18 protein-coding genes and 1 tRNA gene are annotated in these 20,915 nt (G+C 70.9%); 9 read left to right on the top strand and 10 right to left on the bottom strand.

Annotated features, from left to right (window positions below; translation table 11 throughout):
• Positions 1–34 precede the first annotated feature (34 nt).
• Genes ASG23_RS08960 through ASG23_RS08990 form a run of 7 tightly spaced genes read right to left on the bottom strand, consistent with a single transcriptional unit; the run spans position 35 to position 7,045 of the window.
• Positions 35–1,093: an adenosine deaminase gene (locus tag ASG23_RS08960; RefSeq protein ID WP_082516020.1), complete on the bottom strand. Its 1,059-nt coding sequence runs from the start codon at positions 1,091–1,093 to the stop codon at positions 35–37.
• Positions 1,062–1,754, bottom strand: coding sequence for a response regulator transcription factor (locus tag ASG23_RS08965; RefSeq protein ID WP_056023346.1), 693 nt, complete (start codon positions 1,752–1,754; stop codon positions 1,062–1,064). Before ASG23_RS08965 ends, ASG23_RS08960 begins: the two co-directional genes overlap by 32 nt.
• Complete coding sequence (locus ASG23_RS08970; RefSeq protein ID WP_082516022.1) at positions 1,751–3,286, bottom strand: sensor histidine kinase; 1,536 nt, start codon at positions 3,284–3,286, stop codon at positions 1,751–1,753. The genes ASG23_RS08965 and ASG23_RS08970 overlap by 4 nt, the downstream gene beginning before the upstream one ends.
• Positions 3,287–3,328: 42 nt before the next feature.
• Positions 3,329–4,093 carry a MerR family transcriptional regulator gene (locus tag ASG23_RS08975; protein WP_056023352.1) on the bottom strand — a complete coding sequence of 255 codons (765 nt, stop codon included), beginning with the start codon at positions 4,091–4,093 and terminating at the stop codon, positions 3,329–3,331.
• 47 nt (positions 4,094–4,140) lie between these two features.
• On the bottom strand, positions 4,141–4,977 hold the full coding sequence (locus tag ASG23_RS08980) for an ABC transporter permease (RefSeq protein ID WP_056023355.1): 837 nt from the start codon (positions 4,975–4,977) through the stop codon (positions 4,141–4,143).
• A complete protein-coding gene (locus tag ASG23_RS08985) occupies positions 4,974–5,819 on the bottom strand; it encodes an ABC transporter ATP-binding protein (RefSeq protein ID WP_056023357.1) in 846 nt (281 codons plus the stop codon). The genes ASG23_RS08980 and ASG23_RS08985 overlap by 4 nt, the downstream gene beginning before the upstream one ends.
• Positions 5,820–5,824: 5 nt before the next feature.
• Entirely contained in the window at positions 5,825–7,045 is a 1,221-nt protein-coding gene (locus ASG23_RS08990; protein WP_162242680.1) for a pyridoxal phosphate-dependent aminotransferase, read from the bottom strand.
• A 282-nt stretch (positions 7,046–7,327) separates the two neighbouring features.
• Between ASG23_RS08990 and ASG23_RS08995 the strand changes: the two genes are divergently transcribed.
• The 5 genes from ASG23_RS08995 to rplA all read left to right on the top strand — a co-directional run bounded on the left by ASG23_RS08995 (position 7,328) and on the right by rplA (position 10,208).
• A tRNA-Trp gene (locus ASG23_RS08995) sits at positions 7,328–7,400 on the top strand.
• 142 nt (positions 7,401–7,542) lie between these two features.
• Entirely contained in the window at positions 7,543–7,830 is a 288-nt protein-coding gene (secE, locus tag ASG23_RS09000) for a preprotein translocase subunit SecE (protein ID WP_055912119.1), read from the top strand.
• Positions 7,831–7,940: 110 nt separating this feature from the next.
• Entirely contained in the window at positions 7,941–8,792 is an 852-nt protein-coding gene (nusG, locus tag ASG23_RS09005; RefSeq protein WP_056023362.1) for a transcription termination/antitermination protein NusG, read from the top strand.
• An 85-nt stretch (positions 8,793–8,877) separates the two neighbouring features.
• On the top strand, positions 8,878–9,309 hold the full coding sequence (gene rplK / locus ASG23_RS09010) for a 50S ribosomal protein L11 (protein ID WP_056023364.1): 432 nt from the start codon (positions 8,878–8,880) through the stop codon (positions 9,307–9,309).
• A gap of 182 nt (positions 9,310–9,491) precedes the next feature.
• Positions 9,492–10,208 (top strand): 50S ribosomal protein L1, encoded by a 717-nt coding sequence (rplA, locus tag ASG23_RS09015; protein ID WP_056023368.1) that lies wholly within the window; start codon positions 9,492–9,494, stop codon positions 10,206–10,208.
• Between the two features lie 71 nt (positions 10,209–10,279).
• Here rplA and ASG23_RS09020 read toward each other — a convergent pair whose 3' ends face one another.
• From ASG23_RS09020 to ASG23_RS09030, 3 genes are all read right to left on the bottom strand, one after another.
• Entirely contained in the window at positions 10,280–10,807 is a 528-nt protein-coding gene (locus ASG23_RS09020) for a hypothetical protein (protein WP_157465595.1), read from the bottom strand.
• Positions 10,788–11,423: an RNA polymerase sigma factor gene (locus tag ASG23_RS09025; RefSeq protein WP_056023375.1), complete on the bottom strand. Its 636-nt coding sequence runs from the start codon at positions 11,421–11,423 to the stop codon at positions 10,788–10,790. The genes ASG23_RS09020 and ASG23_RS09025 overlap by 20 nt, the downstream gene beginning before the upstream one ends.
• Before the next feature lie 95 nt (positions 11,424–11,518).
• On the bottom strand, positions 11,519–12,931 hold the full coding sequence (locus tag ASG23_RS09030) for a S8 family peptidase (protein WP_056023378.1): 1,413 nt from the start codon (positions 12,929–12,931) through the stop codon (positions 11,519–11,521).
• A 204-nt stretch (positions 12,932–13,135) separates the two neighbouring features.
• On the opposite strand from ASG23_RS09030, the gene ASG23_RS09035 reads away from it, so the two are divergent.
• From ASG23_RS09035 to rpoB, 4 genes are all read left to right on the top strand, one after another.
• Complete coding sequence (locus tag ASG23_RS09035) at positions 13,136–15,661, top strand: CHAT domain-containing protein (RefSeq protein ID WP_056023381.1); 2,526 nt, start codon at positions 13,136–13,138, stop codon at positions 15,659–15,661.
• Positions 15,662–15,913: 252 nt separating this feature from the next.
• Positions 15,914–16,447 (top strand): 50S ribosomal protein L10, encoded by a 534-nt coding sequence (gene rplJ, locus ASG23_RS09040; protein ID WP_056023384.1) that lies wholly within the window; start codon positions 15,914–15,916, stop codon positions 16,445–16,447.
• Positions 16,448–16,539: 92 nt separating this feature from the next.
• Positions 16,540–16,932 (top strand): 50S ribosomal protein L7/L12, encoded by a 393-nt coding sequence (gene rplL / locus ASG23_RS09045; protein WP_056023387.1) that lies wholly within the window; start codon positions 16,540–16,542, stop codon positions 16,930–16,932.
• A gap of 450 nt (positions 16,933–17,382) precedes the next feature.
• Complete coding sequence (rpoB, locus tag ASG23_RS09050; RefSeq protein ID WP_056023390.1) at positions 17,383–20,889, top strand: DNA-directed RNA polymerase subunit beta; 3,507 nt, start codon at positions 17,383–17,385, stop codon at positions 20,887–20,889.
• Positions 20,890–20,915 lie beyond the last annotated feature (26 nt).

Genomic DNA, 20,915 nt, shown 5'->3' on the forward strand with positions numbered 1-20,915 from the left:
GTATTGACACAATGCCGGACGCGCGGACGTGTCGTCAAGGGGCCAGCCATGCGTCCACGCCCGCGAGCAGCCGTGCGCGCACGTCGTCAGCCGCGCGGCTGGCCCGGATGGACGCCCGCGCCAGCTCCGCGAGCTCGGCGTCGGAGAACCCGTGCACGTCGCGCGCGATCGCGTACTGGTCCACCAGCCGGGAGTGGAACAGGAGAGGGTCGTCGGCGCCGAGCGCGACCGTCGCCCCGGACTCGACCAGGGCCCGCAGCGGCACGTCGTCCGCCGACGCGTACACCCCGAGCGAGACGTTCGACGCCGGGCACACCTCCAGCGCGACGCCCTCGTCGATCACCCGATCCAGCACCCGGGGATCCTCGGCCGACCGCACCCCGTGCCCGAGCCGGTCAGGGCGCAGGTGACCCACCACGTCCTCGACGTGCGCCGGTCCGAGCAGCTCACCGCCGTGCGGCACCGAGGCCAGGCCGGCCCTCCGGGCGATCGCGAACGCGGGTGCGAACTCCGCGGTCTCGCCCCGTCGCTCGTCGTTGGAGAGCCCGAAGCCCACCACCTGACCGGGGCCGTCACCGGCGTGGTGCGCTGCCAGCCGGGCGAGCGTGCGTGCCTCCAGCGGGTGCCGCATCCGTGACGCGGCGACGATCACGCCCACGTCCACCCCCGTGTCCTGAGACGCCAGCCGGGCCGCGTCCAGCACGATCTCCAGCGCGGGCGTCACGCCGCCGACGAACGGTGCGTACGACGTCGGATCCACCTGGATCTCCAGCCGCCCCGAACCCTCCGCGGCATCGTCCTGGGCCGCCTCCGCGACGATCCGGCGCATGTTCGCCTCGCTACGCACGCACGCCCGCGCGGCGTCGTACAGCCGCTGGAACCGGAACCACCCGCGCTCGTCGGCGGGGACGTGCAGCGGGTCGGCGTCGAGGAGCGCGGACGGGAGCCGGATGCCGTGGGTCGTCGCCAGGTCCGCCAGCGTGGAGACGCGCATGGACCCGGTGAAGTGCAGGTGCAGGTGGGCCTTGGGGAGCAGAGCCAGATCGCGGCTCACGGAGCCGTCACAGGGTTGCCGTCGTCGTGGCGGTCGCATCGATCAGCCGGTACCCGACACCGCGCACGGTGTCGAAGTGCTCGGCGCCGACTTTCCGGCGCAGGTACCGCACATAGACGTCGACGACGTTCGAGCCCGGGTCGAAGTCGAAGCCCCAGACCTCCGACAGCAGGCGCTCGCGGGTGAGGACGTCGCCCGGATGACGCAGGAACGTCTCCGCCAGGGCGAACTCCCGTGCCGACAGGTCGACCTCCTGGTTGCCGACCTTCATCCGACGCGTCCGCAGGTCCAGCTGAAGAGCGCCGTGCTTGAGCACCGACGTCTCGCCCGTCGGCGCACCCTGCGTCCGCAGCCGCAGGCGCACCCGGGCCAGCAGCTCCTCGAAGCGGAACGGCTTGGCCATGTAGTCGTCGGCGCCGGACTCCAGGCCGGTGACGGTGTCCGTGACGGACGACCGCGCGGTCAGGACGATCACGGGGACGGTCTCGCCGGCCGCGCGCAGCCGGCGCAGGACCTCGAAGCCGTCGATGTCGGCGAGCCCGAGGTCGAGGATGAGCAGGTCGACGTCGCCCGTCTGCACCCGGGTGAGGGCCTCTTCGCCGGAGGTCACGGCGCTCGTCTCGAAGCCGGAGGCACGCAGGCCCTTGGCGACGAACGCGGCGATGCGTTCCTCGTCCTCCGCGATGAGGATGTGCGTCATAGGTACTCCACCATCTCGGTGACGGGCTCGGGTTCGCCGTCCACGAGGTCGACGGCCGGCAGGTCCAGGACGAAGACCACGCCGGAGCCGACGTTAGCCGGTGGATGCTCCACGAACACACGTCCGTGGTGGGCGTGCGCGATGGCGGCGACGATGGGCAGCCCCAGGCCGGCCCCGTGCGAGATGCGGTCGGCCTGTCCGCGGTGGAACCTCTCGAAGATGCGATCGGCCTCGTCAGGGGGCACGCCGGGCCCTTCGTCGCGAACCCACAGGAGCAGCCGGTCACCCGCCACCTCGCTGCCGAGCCGCACGGTGGATCCCGGCGCTGAGTAGCGGTGGGCGTTCGCGACGAGCTGCAACCACGCCTGGGTGATCCGCTGGGCGTCCAGCAGCACGTCCACGTCCGCCCGTGCGGCGACCACCCAGTGCCGGTCCCCGAGGCCCCGCGCCTTGTCGTGCACGTCGTCCGTCAGCCGCCCGACGTCGGTGGGTGCCAGCCGCACGAAGTCCGGGCGGTCCGCGGTCGCGAGCGTCATGAGGTCGTCGACCAGCCGCTGCATCCGGTCCAGCTCGTCCAGGGCGAGCGCCTGCGTCGCGCGGACGTCGTCGGGGTCGTCCGCATCCACCAGCTCGAGGTGCCCGCGCACGATCGTCAGCGGCGTCCGCAGCTCGTGACCGACGTCGTCGAGGAGCTCGCGCTGCGACCCGAACGCGCGCTCGAGCCGGTCGAGCATCGCGTTCACCGTGCGGGCCAGGTTGGACAGGTCGTCCTTGCCGGTCACCGTGATGCGTTCCGAGAGGTCGGACTCCGTGATGCGACGGGTGGTGTCCCGCAGGAGCCGGATGGGTCGAAGAAGACGCCCGACGACGAACCACGCCACCACGGCGATGACTGCGAGGGCGGCTAGCCCGACCGCGGAGTAGGTGAGAAACGTGCTGCGCAGACTGGACATCTCAGCCGACCGGTCGAACGCGACGACGAACAACCCGGAGCCGGGGTCCCCGGCGAGCATGACGGGGACGGCGATCAGGCGGTACTGCGTGGTGGATGTCTGGACCGTCCGGGGGAGCGACGGAGCGTCAGGGGGGATCGCGGCCAGCACGGTGGCGAGCTCGGGGTCCTCCTCCAGGCGCACCGACCTCGTCTCCGCGGCTGGGCTCCACTTCAGCTCGCCGTCGAGCAGCGTGACGGCGCCCTCGTTCTTGCCGGGCACCCGGGCGCGGATGCCCTCCCAGAGCACGTCGTTCACGCTGGTGAACGGCAGGCCCGTGGTGGGATTCTCCTTGGCCTCGACGTTGCGCAGCGCGGCGACGGCTCGGGCCAGGGAGTTGTCGATGCGCTCGTCGGTCTCGGCGGCCTGCAGGGCGAACGCGGTCCCGCCCGCGATCATCACCGTGAGCCCGGAGAGCACGATCACGGCGGTCAGGAGCCGCGCGCGGACCGTCAGGTGCGCCCGCTGGTAGACGGGGACACCCTCTGACATCGGCGCGGGGGTGTCGGCGGGGGCGCCGGCCCGAGCGCTGCGTGGCATGCAGGCAAGTATGTCCGCCGCACCTGAGCGTGCGCAGGTGTCTCAGTCCAACGGCCGCATGAAGGACCACAGGTGCCCCTCGAGGTCGTGTGCGCTGTAGACGCGGTACCCGTAGCCCTGGTCCACCGGCGGCTGCCGGACCTCGACGCCGGCCTCGAGCGACCTCTGGTGGTGCGCGTCGACGTCGTCCACCATCACGGCGACCGAGGCGGTGCCCGCACCGACCGTGCTGGGCGAGGCCAGCCGGTACGAGTCCTGCTCCGGGTGCAACCAGATCACGCCGTCGCCGGCGTGGACCTCGCCGTGCACCGCCCGACCCTCGCCGTCACGCACGAGCACGCCGGGCAGGAGGCCGAAGTGCGCGACCAGCCAGGCGTGCGCGCGCCCGATGTCCGCGTAGACGAGCAGCATGATGCGCTGCTGCGCCGGGGGATCCAGCGTGGTCATCTCCTCGAGCACCGCCACGAGGTCGGTGCCGCCCGCGGCGAGCGCGCCGGCGACGCGGGACCGCAACCGAGCCGTCGCGTCGAGGCGTGCGTCGAGCGCGGCCAGATGGGCCTCCATGGCCGACGTGAGGTCCCACGCGGGGTCGTCGAGCGCGCGCTGGACCTCGGCGAGGGTCATGCCCAGCCGGCGCAGCAGGCTGACGCGGTAGAGGCGAGCCTCGTCGTCGTCGTCGTAGATGCGGTGGCCGGCGGGGCTCCGACCCGACGGGGTCAGCAACCCGATCTGCTCGTAGTAGTGCAGCGTCCGGACGGTCAGCCCGGTCGCCTCCGCCAGCTCGCCCACCCGACGTCCTGTCTCCATGCGACTGACGCTAGGACCTGACGCCGCGTCAGGGGCAAGAGCCTCGCTCAGCCGTCGTCCCGCCGCTGCCACCGGAACGTGCGGACCCCGACGACCAGCGCGGCGACCGCCCACACGAGCAGGACGACGGCGGTCGCCCCGTGCTGCCAGGATCCGCTGACCTCCCACGACTCGGCGCTCGGCGGCAGGAAGACCGAGCGCATGCCCTGCGCCATCCACTTCAGCGGGAAGACCGACGCCACCTGCTGCATCCAGGTGGGCAGGTCGTTGAACACGAAGAACACGCCGGAGATGAACTGCAGGACGAGGACGATGGGCGTCACCACGGCGCTCGCGGACTTCCCCGAGCGAGGCACCGACGAGAACGCGACGCCGCAGAGCGTCCCCGCCGCTGTCCCGAGCACGAACACCCACGCGAACGTGGTCCAGGCGGTCGCGCTCGTCGGCAGGTCGACGCCGAAGACCAGGGCCGCCGCCGCCAGCAGCAGCGCGGTCTGGACCACGGAGGTCACGAGCACCGAGCCGATCTTGCCCAGGAAGAACGCGGCCGACGGCAGCGGGGTGCCGCGCAACCGCTTGAGGCCGCCCTCGTCGCGCTCGACGGCGATCGAGATCGCCAGGTGCTGGAAGCTCGACAGCATGATGCCCGTCGCCAGCATCCCGGGCAGGAAGTACTGCGCGAACGGGATGCCCGGCGGAGGACCGACCGTGGCGCCGTCCTGCCCGAACACCGTCGCGAAGATGGCGAGCATGATGATCGGGTACGCGAAGATGAAGACGACCGCGTCGCGCTCGCGGAAGAAGGCCCGCACCTCGTAGCCGGTCCGGGCGACTCCGAGGCGCAGCACGCCGGGCAACCGGGTCCGGGTGTTCACCTCGCTCACGAGGCAGCCCCGTCGATGAGGCTCAGGTAGACGTCCTCGAGCGTGGGCCGCAGCACCTGCAGCCCGGGGACCTCGCCGCCCAGCGTGGCGGTCAGCTCGACCACCGTCTGCGTCGGGGTGTCCGTGCGGACCTCGTGCGTCCGGCCGTCCTGCGTCCAGCGCACCACGGCCTGCCGCGCGGTCCGGCCTCCGAGGTCCGCCGGCGGCCCCTCCGCGACGACGTGACCGTCCCGCACGACCACCACCCTGTCCGCGAGGCGCTCGGCCTCCTCCAGGTAGTGGGTCGTCAGCAGGATGGTCGTGCCGTCGGCCGCGAGCGACTCGACCAGGTCCCAGAACGAGCGTCGGGCCTGCGGGTCGAACCCGGTGGTCGGCTCGTCGAGGAACAGCAGCTCAGGCCGCCCGACGATGCCGAGGGCCACGTCGAGCCGTCGCCGCTGCCCACCGGACAGCTGCCGCGCGCGCGTCCTGACCTTGTCCTGCAGGCCCACGGACGCGATCACCTCGTCGGGGTCGCGGGGGTCCGGGAAGAACCGGGCGAAGTGGCGGACCAGCTCGGCGACCGTCGCTTCGGCGAGGTCGCTGTTGCTCTGCAGCACGATGCCGAGGCGCGAGCGCCAGGCCCGGTCGCCGTCCTGCGGGTCCCGTCCGAGCACCCGCACGTCGCCGCCGTCCCGCGACCGGTAGCCCTCGAGGATCTCCACGGTCGTCGTCTTCCCCGCACCGTTGGGCCCGAGGATCGCGACGACCTCGCCGTGCGCCACGTGCAGGTCCAGACCGTCGACAGCCCGCTTCTCGCCGTAGACCTTCCGGAGCCCGGTCACCTCGACGGCGTGCGGCACGACCGCTACTCGGCCTCGGCCAGCAGCGACTGGATCCGGGTGACGCCCTCGACAAGGTCGGCGTCGCTCAGCGCGTACGACAGCCGTAGGTAGCCGCTCGGCCCGAACGCCTCGCCCGGCACCACCGCGACCTCGGCCTGCTCGAGGATCAGCGTGGCCAGCTCCGCCGACGTCCGCGGGGTCACGCCGCGGATCGTGCGGCCCAGCACACCCTCGACGGAGGGGTAGACGTAGAACGCCCCCTCGGGCGCGGGGATCTGCACGCCGTCGATCTGCGACAGCATCTCGACGATCGTGCGCCGCCGACGGTCGAACGCGGTCCGCATCTCCTCGACGGCCGCGAGGTCGCCCGTGAGCGCGGTGATCGCGGCCCGCTGCGACACGTTCGCGACGTTCGACGTGAGGTGCGACTGCAGGTTCGTGGCCGCGGTGATGACGTCGGCGGGGCCGATCATCCAGCCGACCCGCCACCCCGTCATCGCGTAGGTCTTGGCGACGCCGTTGACGACGATCGTCGTGTCCGCCAGCTCCGGCACCGCGCGCACGATGGGCGTGAACACGGCGTCGTCGTAGGTGAGGTGCTCGTAGATCTCGTCGGTGATGACCCAGATGCCGTGCTCCAAGGCCCAGCGCCCGATCGCGGCCGTCTGCTCGGGGGAGTACACCGCTCCGGTCGGGTTGGACGGGGAGCAGAACAGCAGGACCTTGGTCCGCGGCGTGCGCGCGGCCTCGAGCTGCTCGACCGTCACCAGGTAGCCCTGGTCCACCCCGGCGAACACCTCGACCGGCACACCGCCGGCCAACCGGATCGCCTCGGGGTAGGTGGTCCAGTACGGCGCCGGCAGCAGCACCTCGTCTCCCGGGTCCACGATCGCCGCGAACGACTGGTAGACCGCCTGCTTGCCCCCGTTGGTGACCAGCACGCTCGACGGCTTCACCTCGTACCCGGAGTCGCGCAGGGTCTTCGCCGCGATCGCCTCCCGCAGCGCCGGCAGTCCCGCTGCGGGCGTGTAGCGGTGGTTGACGGGGTCCTTCGCCGCGGCGACCGCGGAGTCGACGATGTATCCGGGTGTCGGGAAGTCGGGCTCCCCGGCGCCGAAGCCGATCACCGGGCGGCCTGCGGCCTTCAGCGCCTTGGCCTTGGCGTCGACCGCGAGCGTCGCGGACTCGGCGATCGCGGCCAGTCGGGCGGACACACGGGGACGGGGGGAGGTCTGCTCGCTCACGTGGCCCATAGTGGCAGAGGTCACGTGGGCGGGTACCAGCCCATATCGGTGGATGACACGGGTGCCCGCCGGACACCCGGCGACCGCTCGGAGACGGTTGGGAGACGGTTCGGTGACGGTTCGACCCACGCGCCCTCGTCGCGTACAGTGGACCCCCGGCGGTTGACGTCCGCCATGATGAGCCGTGCCCCGGAGGTCTCCGGGAACCGCGCGGACCCCCTGCGGGTGGTGTCCGTCGGTGTGCGCCCGCACACGGACCGTCGTGGAGGCCCAGGCCGCCGTAGGGCAGTGGCGCAATTGGTAGCGCAGCGGTCTCCAAAACCGCAGGTTGCAGGTTCGAGTCCTGTCTGCCCTGCGCACGCGTCTGGTCCTCCGGGTTCGCCCGGTGGTCCAGGAGAAGCGAGCAGGACCGCCGGTCGGTCCGGCGCGACGCGTCGGCCCGTCCGAACGTCAGGTTCCCCTTGGAGCCTGACCACCACGAGACGTAGGGGTCAGACGTGAGCGAAACAGCACCGGCTGCGGCGTCCGACGCCGAGGGTTCGGCGGCACGCCCGTCCGCGCCCAAGGCCGCCCGCAAGGGCGACTCTCGCGGCGGGCTGTTCGCGCGCATCGCGCTCTTCGTCCGCCAGGTCGTCGCAGAGCTGAAGAAGGTCGTCCGGCCCACGCGGTCGGAGCTGATCACCTACACCAGCGTCGTGCTCGTGTTCGTCGCGGTGGTCATGGCCTTCGTCACCGTGGTCGACCTGGGCATCGGCAAGCTCACGTTCTGGGTCTTCGGAGGCTGACGGCGCCTCGGGGCCGCACGCCCCGACAGCCAGGTCGTCGCCCCACCCGGGTCGAGCACCCACCGCCCCGGCACGCCGGGGCGCACACGCAGGAGAAAGCAGGTTCGCACGTGTCGCAGGAGTCGCAGGAGCCCACCACGGGCGCCGAGGCGGAGCTCGAGGACGCCATCGCGTCGGTCGAGGCCGTCGAGTCGTCGGCTGTCGAGGACGCCTCAGCCGAGGATGTCAGCGCCGACGCCACCGAGAGCGACGAGCCGGCCGACGAGGGTGCTGAGCCTGCCGCCGACGAGGCAGAGTCTGACGAGGCCGAGGCTGACGAGGTCGATCCCGAGGACGAGGCCGAGGACGAGCCCGACGTCGAGGAGGACCCGGTCGCCGCGTTCAAGGCGCAGCTCCGGAGCCAGCTCGGTGACTGGTACGTCATCCACTCCTACGCGGGCTACGAGAACCGCGTGAAGGCGAACCTCGAGAACCGTCGCCAGAGCCTGAACATGGAGGACTTCATCTACGCGGTGGAGGTCCCCATGGAAGAGGTCGTGGAGATCAAGAACGCGCAGCGCAAGGTCGTCAAGCGCGTCCGGATCCCCGGCTACGTCCTGGTCCGCATGGACCTCACCGACGAGTCGTGGGGCGCCGTCCGGCACACGCCGGGCGTCACCGGCTTCGTCGGCCACACGCACCAGCCCGTGCCGCTGACGCTCGACGAGGTCTTCTCGATGCTCGCTCCGTCGCTGGAGCCCAAGCAGCCGACCACGGCCGCCGGCGCCGCGAAGGCCGCCTCGCAGATCAAGGTCGACTTCACGGTCGGCGAGTCGGTCACCGTCACCGACGGCCCGTTCGACACGCTGCCCGCCACGATCTCCGAGATCAACGCCGAGAACCAGAAGCTCAAGGTCCTCGTCTCCATCTTCGGCCGGGAGACCCCGGTCGAGCTGTCCTTCAGCCAGGTCGCCAAGATCTGACTGACGCTTCCCCGCGTCTGCGGGGTGAGCACTGCAACCGGGTCATCGCCCACGGCGTCGGCCCACGACACGAACGGAAGTAGCAATGCCCCCGAAGAAGAAGGTCACCGGCCTGATCAAGCTCCAGATCAAGGCCGGCGCGGCCACTCCTGCGCCGCCGATCGGTCCGGCGCTGGGTCAGCACGGCGTCAACATCATGGAGTTCTGCAAGGCGTACAACGCGGCCACCGAGGCGCAGCGCGGCAACGTCATCCCCGTCGAGATCACGGTGTACGAGGACCGCTCGTTCACCTTCATCACGAAGACGCCGCCGGCCGCTGAGCTCATCAAGAAGGCCGCCGGTGTGGCCAAGGGCTCCCCGACGCCGCACACCGTGAAGGTCGCCACGCTCACCAAGGCGCAGGTCAGCGAGATCGCGAGCACCAAGCTCGAGGACCTCAACGCGAACGACCTCGCCGCGGCCGAGAAGATCATCGCCGGCACGGCCCGCTCGATGGGCATCAAGGTCGAGGGCTGAGCGGAGCGAACGCGTAGGTAGGGCGAGCGAAGCGAGTCCTGCCGGAGTGTGAGCGCAGGTCAGCCCGAGAAGCAAGAGCAGCGGGCTGACCAGCCAGCAACATCCGGCGAGCCGATCCCGGCTCGCCGAGAACTGTGGAAGGGCCTGAACGGCCCGACTGACCACGACAGGAGAACAAGCACATGGCTAAGCACAGCAAGGCGTACCGCGCCGCGGTCGAGAAGATCGAGGAGGGGCACCTCTACACCCCCCTCGAAGCTGTCCGGCTCGCGCAGGAGACGTCCACCACCAAGTACGACGCGACCGTCGAGGTGGCCTTCCGCCTCGGTGTCGACCCGCGCAAGGCGGACCAGATGGTCCGTGGCACGGTCAACCTGCCCCACGGCACCGGCAAGACCGCCCGCGTCATCGTCTTCGCGACGGGCGAGCGTGCCGAGCAGGCCCGTGCGGCCGGCGCCGACGAGGTCGGTGGCGACGAGCTGATCGACAAGGTCGCAGCCGGGTACACCGACTTCGACTCCGCTGTCGCGACGCCCGACCTCATGGGCAAGGTCGGTCGACTGGGCAAGGTCCTGGGGCCGCGCGGTCTCATGCCGAACCCGAAGACCGGCACCGTGACGATGGACGTGGCCAAGGCCGTGTCCGACATCAAGGGCGGCAAGATCGAGTTCCGCGTGGACCGTCACGCGAACCTGCACTTCATCATCGGCAAGACCTCGTTCAGCGACACCGCGCTGGTGGAGAACTACGCCGCCGCGCTCGACGAGATCCTGCGTCTGAAGCCGTCCGCCTCGAAGGGTCGCTACATCGCGAAGGCGACGTTCTCGACGACGAACGGCCCCGGCATCCTCGTCGACCAGAACAAGACGCGGAACCTGCTCGAGGACGACGCCGCCTGACGGTAGCCCTCCTGCAGGACGAAGGCCCGGTCCCCCCTGCGGACCGGGCCTTCGTCGTTCGTTCGATCAGATCACCAGGGGAACCATTCGGTGACGCACCTGCTCCCCGCGCTCTTGCACTCCAGGCGCAGCAGGCCGCCGGCCTCGAGCTCGACGCGGAAACACCCGACCTCGTCCGTCTCCACCGTCGTCACCACGCCCTCCGGGGCGTGCACGGTGATCTGGCCGGGTCGCGGCGGGATGAGCTGACCGTCGATGGCGTCCGGCTGGACCTCCACCTCGACGCCGAGATCGTCGCCCTGGAAGACCAGGGTCCGTGCGGCGCCACCGGTCCGGTCGCGCACGCCGACCACGTCGCCCGTGATCCGGGAGTCGTGCACGAGCGAGAGCAGGATGAAGTCCAGCTGGTCGTCGTCCGCCACCATCCGACGATGCGTGCGGAAGGCGATCGCCGCGCCGGCGAGCACGCGGTCGTAGAGGGGTCCTTCGATCAGCGCGTCGGCCAGCTCTGCGGCCAGCGCATCGTCGTCGGACCAGTTGACCGCGGGGTACATGCCCCCGTCGGTTCCGTTCGCGCCGTCACTCGAGTGCCAGGACACTGTGACCCTCCTCCCCGAATGCGGCGACGTTCGCCGCGACGTAGTTGCGTATCGCGGCTGTCTGCCGCAGCCGCGCCAGGATTCGGCCCCGGGTGGGACCGATCGAACCGACCGGGATGTCCAGCCGTCGTGCGATGTCCGCGTAGGGCAGCGGAGGGTCGTCCACCAGCAGCATGAGGAGCTCGCGCTGGTGGTCGCTGAGCTCCTCCAGGCTCTCTCGCAGGACACGCTGCCGCTCGATGCGGTCGATGTCCTCGTCGAGATCGACGACCAGCTGGCCGTCGAGCTTGCCCGCCTGCGGGTCCACGGGGATCGATCGACGGTTGCGCGTGGTGACACGGATGCACTCGTGGTGCGCCGTGGTGGCGATCCAGCCGGGCAGCGCCTTGGGCTCGCGGAGCTTGTCGAGGTTCTCGAGCAGGTTGAGCCAGACGGTCTGCGCGACGTCCTCGGCCAGGTCGGGGGTGAGGCGGAACTGCCGGACGCGGGCGAGGACGGCAGGTGCGTAGCGACGGACGATCTCGTTCCAGGCCTGCTCGTCGCCCCCGAGGGCTCCGGTGACGAGCGCGGTCGTCCCCCACGTCCGGTACGAGTCGAGGTCAGGTTCTGTCTCCATGACGCAATCCCTCCCAAATCCGCGCATTCTTCCCTCCCTCATCATGTCGCTCCACGGGGTCTTTGTCCGGAGGATTACCCGCTTCGTCTGGAGGCTCACACGCCGGGGAGGATGTTCAGCGCCTGGCCGAAGTCGGGCACCGCGCGACCCCGCACCATGAGCCAGCTGAGCGCCTCGCGGGGGCCGAGCCCGTGCTCGTGCATCACTCGGGCGATGGCACCGGCGACCTGAGGGGCGGCGAACGAGGTACCGCTCCAGTGGGCGAAGGAGTTCGGGCCGAAGGTGTCGGGCTCGCCCGTGAACTCGTACGACTCGGTGCCCTCGACGAAGGTGGACAGGATGCCCTCGCCGATGGTCGAGCAGTCGACCCAGAAGCCGCGACTCGACCAGGGCGTGGGGCGCAGGTCGCTCGACACGGCGGCGACCGAGACGACACGACGGAACGCCGCGGGCCACACCGGTGCGGTGTCGCCGTAGTTGCCGGCGGCCGCGACCACGACGACCTCGGCACCGTGGACCCGTTCGAACTCGCTGATCCAGTCGAGGGCGGCGGCGATCGCCAGGGACGGCTGGTCATGACGCGTCTGGCACCCGAGGGAGAGGTTGAGCACCTGGGCGCCGGCCTTCACCGCCCGGACCATGGCGCAGGCGACGTCGAGCTCGCTGCCCGCGCCCCCACCCTTCAGCGCGCGGTACACGGCGATGTCGGCCGACGGCGCCACCTGCGCGACGATGCCGCTGACGAACGTCCCGTGGCCGTCCGAGAAGTCGAGGAACCCGTCGTGCGGGTCGACGTCGAGCAGGTCGACGTTGGCGTCGTTGCCGTGGGTGGTGGGGTCGTCCCGGTGGTGCCGCTCGACGGACTCTAGCCAGCCGTCGGTCCGCGGGGCACCGGCGATGCCGGTATCGATGACAGCGACCCGTGCCACGGCGCCCGTGCCGGCGTCCACGACGGGATACTCCGCCCAGGGCGCGAGGCTCTCGGCGGGCGCTGGTCCACCCAGGCTGCGGGACTTGATGACCGGGGAGCAGGGCGTGATGTGGGTGAGCGAGGCGGCGAACCCGCGGCTCCGCAGCTCGGTGGCGACGTCGTCGAGCTCTTGCGCGGTCCGTTCCTCGGACGTGACGAGCCGGACGAGACGGCTCTCGAGGTCGGGACACCCGAGCTCGGCCTCGCTCAGCCCCTGACGCTCCAGGTAGCCACGAGCACCCGGGTCGGCCCAGGTCTGCTCCGTCACGAGGATCTCGTCGGCGACGAGCAGCACGTCGAGCCCGCGAGCGTCGGCGACCGTGTCGAGCCGCCGGCCCCGTCGTTCCTGGTAGCGGCTGCTGACAGCGCGGACGAGCTGACGTTGCGACACGGGGTTGGTGCGGTTGGTCGAGAGCTCCTCGATCTGCCGCTGGACGCGTCGCCGCACCCGGGCACCGGGTTGGGGCGCCGCCTCGTCGGGCGCGTAGTCGCTGCCGAAGGGCAGGCCAGGCTGTCCGTCGTCGCCGGGGTTCGTCACGTTTCAGTCCCTTTCGTCCGCCTAGAATCCGCAGGTGTGTACCCGCGGCCCTCGAGCGCCCAGTCCTCGAGCGTCGACCGGTCTCCAGTGTTAGAGCAGCCGGCCGCGCTCGTGATACATGCACGGGCACTTTTCGATGTGGTGAGCACGGACCCCCGCCGAGGCGAGCCGGATGCTCTCGCCGCAGTTGCCCTGGCTCGGAGGATGGCAGATCCCGAGGCGCTCGCGTGGAGTCTTCGTGCTCTGGCGTGGGCGCGCCGGTCGGCGTGGGACCACGCGACGGCCGAGCGGCTCCTCGGCGAGGCGCTGCGCGTGAGCAGGCGGCACGGCCTGGGCATGCTCGAGGCACACCTCCTGATGACCCGCCAGGCGGTCCGGCAGGAGATGGGGCGGGTCACATCCGCCCGCCGCGACCTCGATGCGGCGCTCGTCGCCGTCGAGGGAGCGTCCGACGGCACGGGCGGCGACCGACGCGGGGTCCTCCTGCACATCCGGGCGCAGCGGGCGACCTTCGACCACAACGCCGGCCTCCTCGACCGTGCGGAGTCGCAGTACCGCGGCCTGGTCGACCTTCCCGGCCTCACCGACACCGACCGCTACAAGCTGCTCAACAACCTCGCCCTCATCGTCGCCGAGCGCGGCGGTCACACGGAGGCGATCCGTCGGTCGGACCAGGCGGTCGCGGTGGCGGGCAAGCTCGGACCCGCCGCGGCCGCGCCGGCCATCCAGAGCCGCGCCTGGATCGCCGTCCAGTCAGGTCAGCTGGCACGCGGCCTGCGCGACTTCGAGGCCGCCGCACAGATCTACGCGGACGCCGGCCTCCCCCTGGGGGAGTACTACGCGGAGTACGCCGACACCATGGCGGACCTCCGTCTGCTGCCCGAGGCGCGCGCTGCGGCAGTGCGTGCCGTCGACGAGTTCGGCGCCGCGAACGTCCCGTTCATGGGGGCCGAGGCCCAGCTCCGCCTCGCGCAGATCTGCCTGCTGGAGGGCGACCTCGACACCGCTCGGGAGACCGCTGACGAGGCGGCGACCGTCCTCGAGCGGCAGCGCCGCACGGGGTGGCGCGACCGCGCGCGCCTCATCGGTGTCGAGGCGCAGCTGTCTGCCGGACCTGTCGGCGCAGCGGAGCTGGATGTCGTCCGTCGCGCCGCCGCACGTCTGGAGCGTGCGGGCAGCCGGACGGGGGCGGTCCACGCGCACCTCGTCGCGGGTCGGGTGGCCGCGGAGTCCGGCCGGGACTCCGTGGCCGTGCGCGAGTTCGCCCGCGCCAGCAGCCTCGCGCCGAGCGGACCCGTCCTCGTGCGGATCCGGGGCCGGGTGGCCGAGGCCTTGGGTGCTCGGATCAGAGGCGACTCGAGGGCGACGATGTCGGCGTGCCGGTCCGGGCTGCGGGATCTCGCGGTCCACCGGTCGAGCCTGCCCACGATGGAGCTGCGAGCCCTGGCGTCGGGCCACGGCGCCGAGCTGGGGGAGATCGGTCTGGGCGTGGCGTTGCAGGGCGGCTCGCCCGCGCGCGTCCTCGCCTGGATGGAGCGGACGAGGGCCGCCGCGCTCCTGACCCGCCTGCCGGTGCTCGACGACGACCTCGGCCGGCTCCGACCTCGGGACGAGCCGGGCGGCACGGCCCCGGCAGGCGAGCCGCGCGCACCGACGAGGGCGGGATCCCTCGCGACGGGAGGCACGGCGCCGCTCGACCGCTCGTCGGCGTGGATGGTGGCCGTCACGGTCCGGCGGCCCGGCGCGAGATCGGTGCCCACCCTGGGGCGGATCCGTGAGGCCCTCGCCGGGCGCGTTCTCGTCGAGTACGGACGTCTCGACGGCCGGCTGGTGGCCGTCGTCGTCGAACCGCACGGCGCACGTGTCGTCGAGCTCGCGCACGAGCTGGACGTGAGCGCCGAGCTGCGCTCGCTCTTCTTCGCCCTGCGGCGACTCGCCAACCCCCACAGCCCGGCGACGGCGGCCGCCGCGCGCGCGAGCGCGGACATCCGGGTCGCGCGCCTGCGCCGGATGGTCGTGGAGCCGCTCGCGCTGAACCCGACCGACGAGCTCGTCGTCGTCCCGGTCGGCCGCCTGCACGGGATCCCGTGGTCGGCTCTGCACGACGGTCCGTTGGCGCTCGCCCCGTCGGCGACGTTCTGGATGCGCACGCTCGAGACCGGGCCGACCGGCGGCGGACGGACGGTCCTGGTCGCAGGCCCCGGCCTGGCGGGCGCCCAGGAGGAGGTCGACGCGCTGCGCGCCGTGCACCCCGACGCGCAGGTCGTGGCGTCGCAGCAGAGCTTTGCCGCGCCGGTCGCGGCACTCCTGGCCGACGCGGACCTCGGACACCTCGCGTGCCATGGCTCGTTGCGCGCCGACAACCCCATGTTCTCCTCGCTCGAGCTGGCGGACGGCCCCGTGACGGTCCAGGAGCTGCACACGGCCGGCGTCGCGCCACGCCGCCTGGTCCTGGCGTCGTGCCACGCCGGTGCGGACGTCGCCTACGCCGGGGGAGAGGTGCTCGGGTTCGTCAGCGCGATGCTCGCCCAGGGCACGGCGGGTGTCGTCGCCAGCGTCGCGGCGATCCCCGACGTGGAGGCGGTCGACCTCATGGTCGCCCTGCACCGGGGGCTGGCGGCCGGTGACACCATGGCGCGCGCGCTGCACACCGCTCGTGGGCTGATCGATCGGGAGACGCCGGGCGGGTACGTCAACTGGTGCACGTTCAGCGCGCACGGTGCCGCCTGAGGCCGGATTTGGTCGCCCTCCGAGCGTGCCGTACTCTGGGAGGACCCAAAGACCGCCGGTCGTCGACCGTGTCGTGCGCACGCAGTGCTCACGCCCGATCGCCCGAAGTCCCGCAGCAGCGGAGGCCAGCGCAGGTGAGTGTTCCCGGATGGTTCGGCTTGCGCCGACCTGCCTGACGAGCCCCGCGCCTGCGCGGGGCTCTTTCGTTTGTGGGGCGTGACGACCGGTGGCACCACCATCGGAAGGATTGCCATGGCGAGGCCGGACAAGGCAGCCGCTGTCGCAGAGCTCACGGACCTGTTCCGTGACTCCAACGCGGCCGTGCTGACCGAGTACCGCGGGCTCACCGTTGCTCAGCTCAAGAAGCTGCGCAAGGCGCTCAGCGGCAACGCAACGTACTCCGTGGTGAAGAACACGCTGACCGCGATCGCGGCCAAGGATGCCGGCCTCGAGGGCCTCGACGACGCGCTCACGGGCCCGTCGGCGATCGCCTTCGTCTCCGGTGACCCGGTCGAGGCGGCCAAGGGACTGCGTGACTTCGCCAAGGCGAACCCCGCACTGGTCATCAAGGGTGGTGTCCTCGACGGACGCGCCCTGACCGCTGCGGATGTCACCAAGCTCGCGGACCTCGAGTCCCGCGAGGTTCTGCTGGCCAAGGCTGCCGGCGTGTTCAAGGCCTCGCTGTTCCAGGCGGCCTACTTGTTCACCGCCCCCGCTGCTCAGGCTGCACGCACCGTCGACGCTCTCCGGCTCAAGCTGGAGGAGTCGACCGAGGTCGCTGCCTGAGCCACCCGGCTCCAGGCAATCAGTACCCCCGTCAGAAGTCAGCCCAGTCGGCCGCACCGGCCGCCGGGCATCGATCGGAAGGAACCGCCATCATGGCGAAGCTCACCACCACCGAGCTCATCGACGCGTTCAAGGAGCTCTCCCTCATCGAGCTCTCCGAGTTCGTGAAGGCGTTCGAGGAGACCTTCGAGGTCACCGCTGCTGCTCCGGTCGCCGTCGCGGCCGCCCCCGGCGCCGGCGGCGGCGCTGCCGAGGTCGAGGCCGAGGAGGAGAAGGACTCGTTCGACGTCGTTCTCGAGGCTGCCGGCGACAAGAAGATCCAGGTCATCAAGGAGGTGCGCGTCCTGACGTCCCTCGGTCTGAAGGAGGCCAAGGACGTCGTCGACGCCGCCCCCAAGGCCGTCCTGGAGGGCGTCACCAAGGAGGCCGCCGAGAAGGCCAAGGCGACCCTCGAGGCCGCTGGCGCCACCGTCACCCTCAAGTGATCACCGCCTCCGTGCGGACCGGTCAGCCGGTCGTACGGAGGTAGATCGCAGCTCGCGCACGAGGCCCGCCCCCCGACAGGGAGGCGGGCCTCGTCGCGTCGTCGCCCCGGTCCGGATGGGGGATGGACTTTTCGCGGTGCCGCCGCGTGTGCCACCATGTGCGCGGCGCCAACGTCGTCGCCGTGCGGGCGGAGCCGCCCGTTCGTACCGGACGCCTCATGGTCCGTCGCCCGACTTGTCGGGTAGCGCCAGGAGGTGTCGATGCCGGGTGGACTTTGACCCTGCGGCCGAGTATGCTAGCGCTTTGCGCTGGCCTGTGCCCGCGATCCCGTATAACCCGAGCCCACCTTCGTCGTCAATACACGACGTCGTGGGGCTCGCCGGCCGGGGGATCGCGCCTAGCCAGGACCAGTGCAGCGTGCACTCGATCCGCTGGGAAGGACCCCTCTTTTGGCTGCCTCGCGCACCCCTTCTGCTCCGACCGCCGACGCCATCGCGAACCGCACCGCCTCTCGCCGTATCTCCTTCGCCAAGATCCACGAGCCCCTCGAGGTCCCGGACCTGCTCGGTCTGCAGACGGAGAGCTTCGACTGGCTGCTCGGCAACGAGAAGTGGCAGGCCCGTGTGGCCACGGCCCTCGAGGCCGGTCGGCAGGACGTTCCCGAGACCGCTGGTCTCGAGGAGATCTTCGAGGAGATCTCGCCTATCGAGGACTTCGGCGGATCCATGTCGCTGTCGTTCCGCGAGCACCGCTTCGAGCCGCCGAAGTACACGGCCGAGGAGTGCAAGGAGAAGGACTTCACCTTCGCCGCGCCGCTGTTCGTCACGGCGGAGTTCGTCAACTACACCACCGGTGAGATCAAGAGCCAGACGGTCTTCATGGGTGACTTCCCGCTCATGACCGAGCGCGGCACGTTCATCATCAACGGCACGGAGCGCGTCGTCGTGTCGCAGCTCGTCCGTTCGCCCGGCGTGTACTTCGAGCGCACCGCCGACAAGACGTCCGACAAGGACGTCCTGACGGCCAAGGTGATCCCGAGCCGCGGTGCCTGGCTCGAGTTCGAGATCGACAAGCGCGACAACGTCGGCGTCCGCGTCGACCGCAAGCGCAAGCAGAACGCCACGGTGCTGCTCAAGGCGCTCGGCATGACGGACGCGGAGATCCGCGAGGAGTTCGCCAACTACCCCGCCGTCATCGACACCCTGGACAAGGACCACGTCCAGACGCAGGACGAGGCGCTGCTCGACCTCTACCGCAAGATCCGCCCGGGCGAGCCGCCCACGGTCGAGGCCGGCCGTGCGCTCATCGAGAACTTCTACTTCAACCCGAAGCGCTACGACCTCGCGAAGGTCGGCCGCTACAAGCTGAACAAGAAGCTCGGCCTGGACGTCCCGCTCGCGGACTCGGTGCTCTCGCGTGACGACGTCGTCGCCACGATCAAGTACCTCGCGTCGCTGCACATCGACCTGCCGACCCTGCCGGGCACGCGTGCCGGCGAGGCCGTCGACATCCGCGTCGAGCCCGACGACATCGACCACTTCGGCAACCGTCGCATCCGCGCGGTCGGCGAGCTCATCCAGAACCAGGTCCGCACGGGCCTGTCGCGGATGGAGCGCGTCGTGCGCGAGCGCATGACGACGCAGGACGTCGAGGCGATCACGCCGCAGACCCTGATCAACATCCGCCCCGTGGTGGCGTCGATCAAGGAGTTCTTCGGCACGTCGCAGCTGTCGCAGTTCATGGATCAGAACAACCCGCTCGCGGGGCTGACGCACAAGCGTCGCCTGTCCGCGCTCGGCCCGGGTGGTCTGTCCCGCGACCGCGCCGGCATGGAGGTCCGTGACGTCCACCCGTCGCACTACGGCCGCATGTGCCCGATCGAGACCCCGGAAGGCCCGAACATCGGCCTCATCGGCTCGCTCGCCACGTACGGGCGGATCAACCCGTTCGGCTTCGTCGAGACCCCGTACCGCAAGGTCATCAAGGGCAAGGTCTCCGACGAGGTCCACTACCTGACCGCCGACGACGAGGACCGCCACGTCATCGCGCAGGCCAACGCGCCGCTCAAGGCGAACGGTGCCTTCGAGGAGGACCGCGTCCTGGTCCGCGTCAAGGGTGGCGAGATCGAGTACGTCGCCGGCGAGGCCGTCGACTACATGGACGTCTCCCCGCGCCAGATGGTGTCGGTGGCCACGGCCCTGATCCCGTTCCTCGAGCACGACGACGCCAATCGTGCCCTCATGGGCGCCAACATGCAGCGCCAGGCCGTCCCGCTGGTCCGTTCCGAGGCCCCGCTCGTGGGTACCGGCATGGAGCGTCGCGCGGCCATCGACGCGGGCGACGTCATCGTCGCGACGAAGCCGGGTGTCGTCACCGAGGTGTCGGCGGACCTGATCGTCGTCGCCAACGACGACGCCACCACGACGACGTACCGCGTCGCCAAGTTCCGTCGCTCGAACCAGGGCACCTCGTACAACCAGCGCGTGCTGGTCGACACCGGCGCGCGCGTCGAGGTCAACTCGGTGCTCGCCGACGGCCCGGCCACGGACGAGGGCGAGCTCGCGCTCGGCCGCAACCTGCTGGTCGCGTTCATGTCGTGGGAGGGCCACAACTACGAGGACGCGATCATCCTGTCGCAGCGCCTCGTGCAGGACGACGTGCTGTCCTCGATCCACATCGAGGAGCACGAGGTCGACGCGCGTGACACCAAGCTCGGCCCGGAGGAGATCACCCGGGACATCCCGAACGTCTCCGAGGAGGTCCTCGCGGACCTGGACGAGCGCGGCATCATCCGCATCGGTGCCGAGGTCGGCGCCGGCGACATCCTCGTCGGCAAGGTCACGCCCAAGGGCGAGACCGAGCTGACCCCGGAGGAGCGGCTGCTCCGCGCGATCTTCGGTGAGAAGGCGCGCGAGGTCCGCGACACGTCGCTCAAGGTCCCGCACGGCGAGTCCGGCACGGTCATCGAGGTCCGCACGTTCAGCCGTGAGGACGGCGACGAGCTGCCCGCCGGCGTGAACGAGCTGGTCCGCGTGTACATCGCGCAGCGCCGCAAGATCACGGACGGCGACAAGCTCGCCGGCCGCCACGGCAACAAGGGCGTCATCTCCAAGATCCTCCCGGTCGAGGACATGCCGTTCCTCGCCGACGGGACCGCGGTCGACGTCGTCCTCAACCCGCTCGGTGTGCCCGGCCGCATGAACGTCGGCCAGGTCCTCGAGACGCACCTCGGCTGGGTGGCCAAGCAGGGCTGGGACATCCAGCTCGCCGAGGGTGACGTGTCCTGGCGGGACGACGTCCCGGCCATCGCCGCGTCGTCGCCGGCCGGCAACCCGGTCGCGACGCCCGTGTTCGACGGTGTCCCGGAGACGACCCTCACCGGTCTGCTCTCGGCCACGCTGCCGAACCGTGACGGCGAGCGCACCGTGGGTGGCGACGGCAAGGCGCGCCTGTTCGACGGGCGTTCCGGCGAGCCGTTCCCGGACCCGGTCGCGGTCGGCTACATGTACATCCTCAAGCTGCACCACCTCGTCGACGACAAGATCCACGCACGCTCCACGGGTCCGTACTCGATGATCACGCAGCAGCCGCTGGGTGGTAAGGCGCAGTTCGGTGGCCAGCGGTTCGGCGAGATGGAGGTCTGGGCCCTCGAGGCGTACGGCGCTGCCTACACGCTGCAGGAGCTCCTCACCATCAAGTCGGACGACGTCCCCGGACGCGTCAAGGTGTACGAGGCGATCGTCAAGGGGGAGAACATCCCCGACTCGGGCATCCCGGAGTCCTTCAAGGTCCTCCTCAAGGAGATGCAGTCGCTCTGCCTGAACGTGGAGGTGCTCTCCTCGGACGGCGTCTCCATCGACATGAAGGAGAACGACGACGAGGTCTACCGCGCAGCGGAGGAGCTCGGCATCGACCTGTCCCGGCGTCCGAACGCCAGCAGCATCGAAGAGATCTGACGTCGAGCCTGCCGCCCTTCCGTGAA

Source organism: Cellulomonas sp. Leaf395 (assembly GCF_001424125.1).
Lineage (GTDB): Bacteria > Actinomycetota > Actinomycetes > Actinomycetales > Cellulomonadaceae > Cellulomonas.

What these genes read in the sequence shown, in the direction of transcription:
- ASG23_RS08960 (WP_082516020.1), bottom strand. Translation starts at nt 1,093, where the DNA reads ATGCGACCGCCACGACGACGGCAACCCTGTGACGGCTCCGTGAGCCGC.
- ASG23_RS08965 (WP_056023346.1), bottom strand. Translation starts at nt 1,754, where the DNA reads ATGACGCACATCCTCATCGCGGAGGACGAGGAACGCATCGCCGCGTTC.
- ASG23_RS08970 (WP_082516022.1), bottom strand. Translation starts at nt 3,286, where the DNA reads ATGCCACGCAGCGCTCGGGCCGGCGCCCCCGCCGACACCCCCGCGCCG.
- ASG23_RS08975 (WP_056023352.1), bottom strand. Translation starts at nt 4,093, where the DNA reads ATGGAGACAGGACGTCGGGTGGGCGAGCTGGCGGAGGCGACCGGGCTG.
- rplK (WP_056023364.1), top strand. Translation starts at nt 8,878, where the DNA reads ATGCCCCCGAAGAAGAAGGTCACCGGCCTGATCAAGCTCCAGATCAAG.
- rplA (WP_056023368.1), top strand. Translation starts at nt 9,492, where the DNA reads ATGGCTAAGCACAGCAAGGCGTACCGCGCCGCGGTCGAGAAGATCGAG.
- ASG23_RS09025 (WP_056023375.1), bottom strand. Translation starts at nt 11,423, where the DNA reads ATGGAGACAGAACCTGACCTCGACTCGTACCGGACGTGGGGGACGACC.
- ASG23_RS09035 (WP_056023381.1), top strand. Translation starts at nt 13,136, where the DNA reads ATGGCAGATCCCGAGGCGCTCGCGTGGAGTCTTCGTGCTCTGGCGTGG.
- rplJ (WP_056023384.1), top strand. Translation starts at nt 15,914, where the DNA reads ATGGCGAGGCCGGACAAGGCAGCCGCTGTCGCAGAGCTCACGGACCTG.
- rplL (WP_056023387.1), top strand. Translation starts at nt 16,540, where the DNA reads ATGGCGAAGCTCACCACCACCGAGCTCATCGACGCGTTCAAGGAGCTC.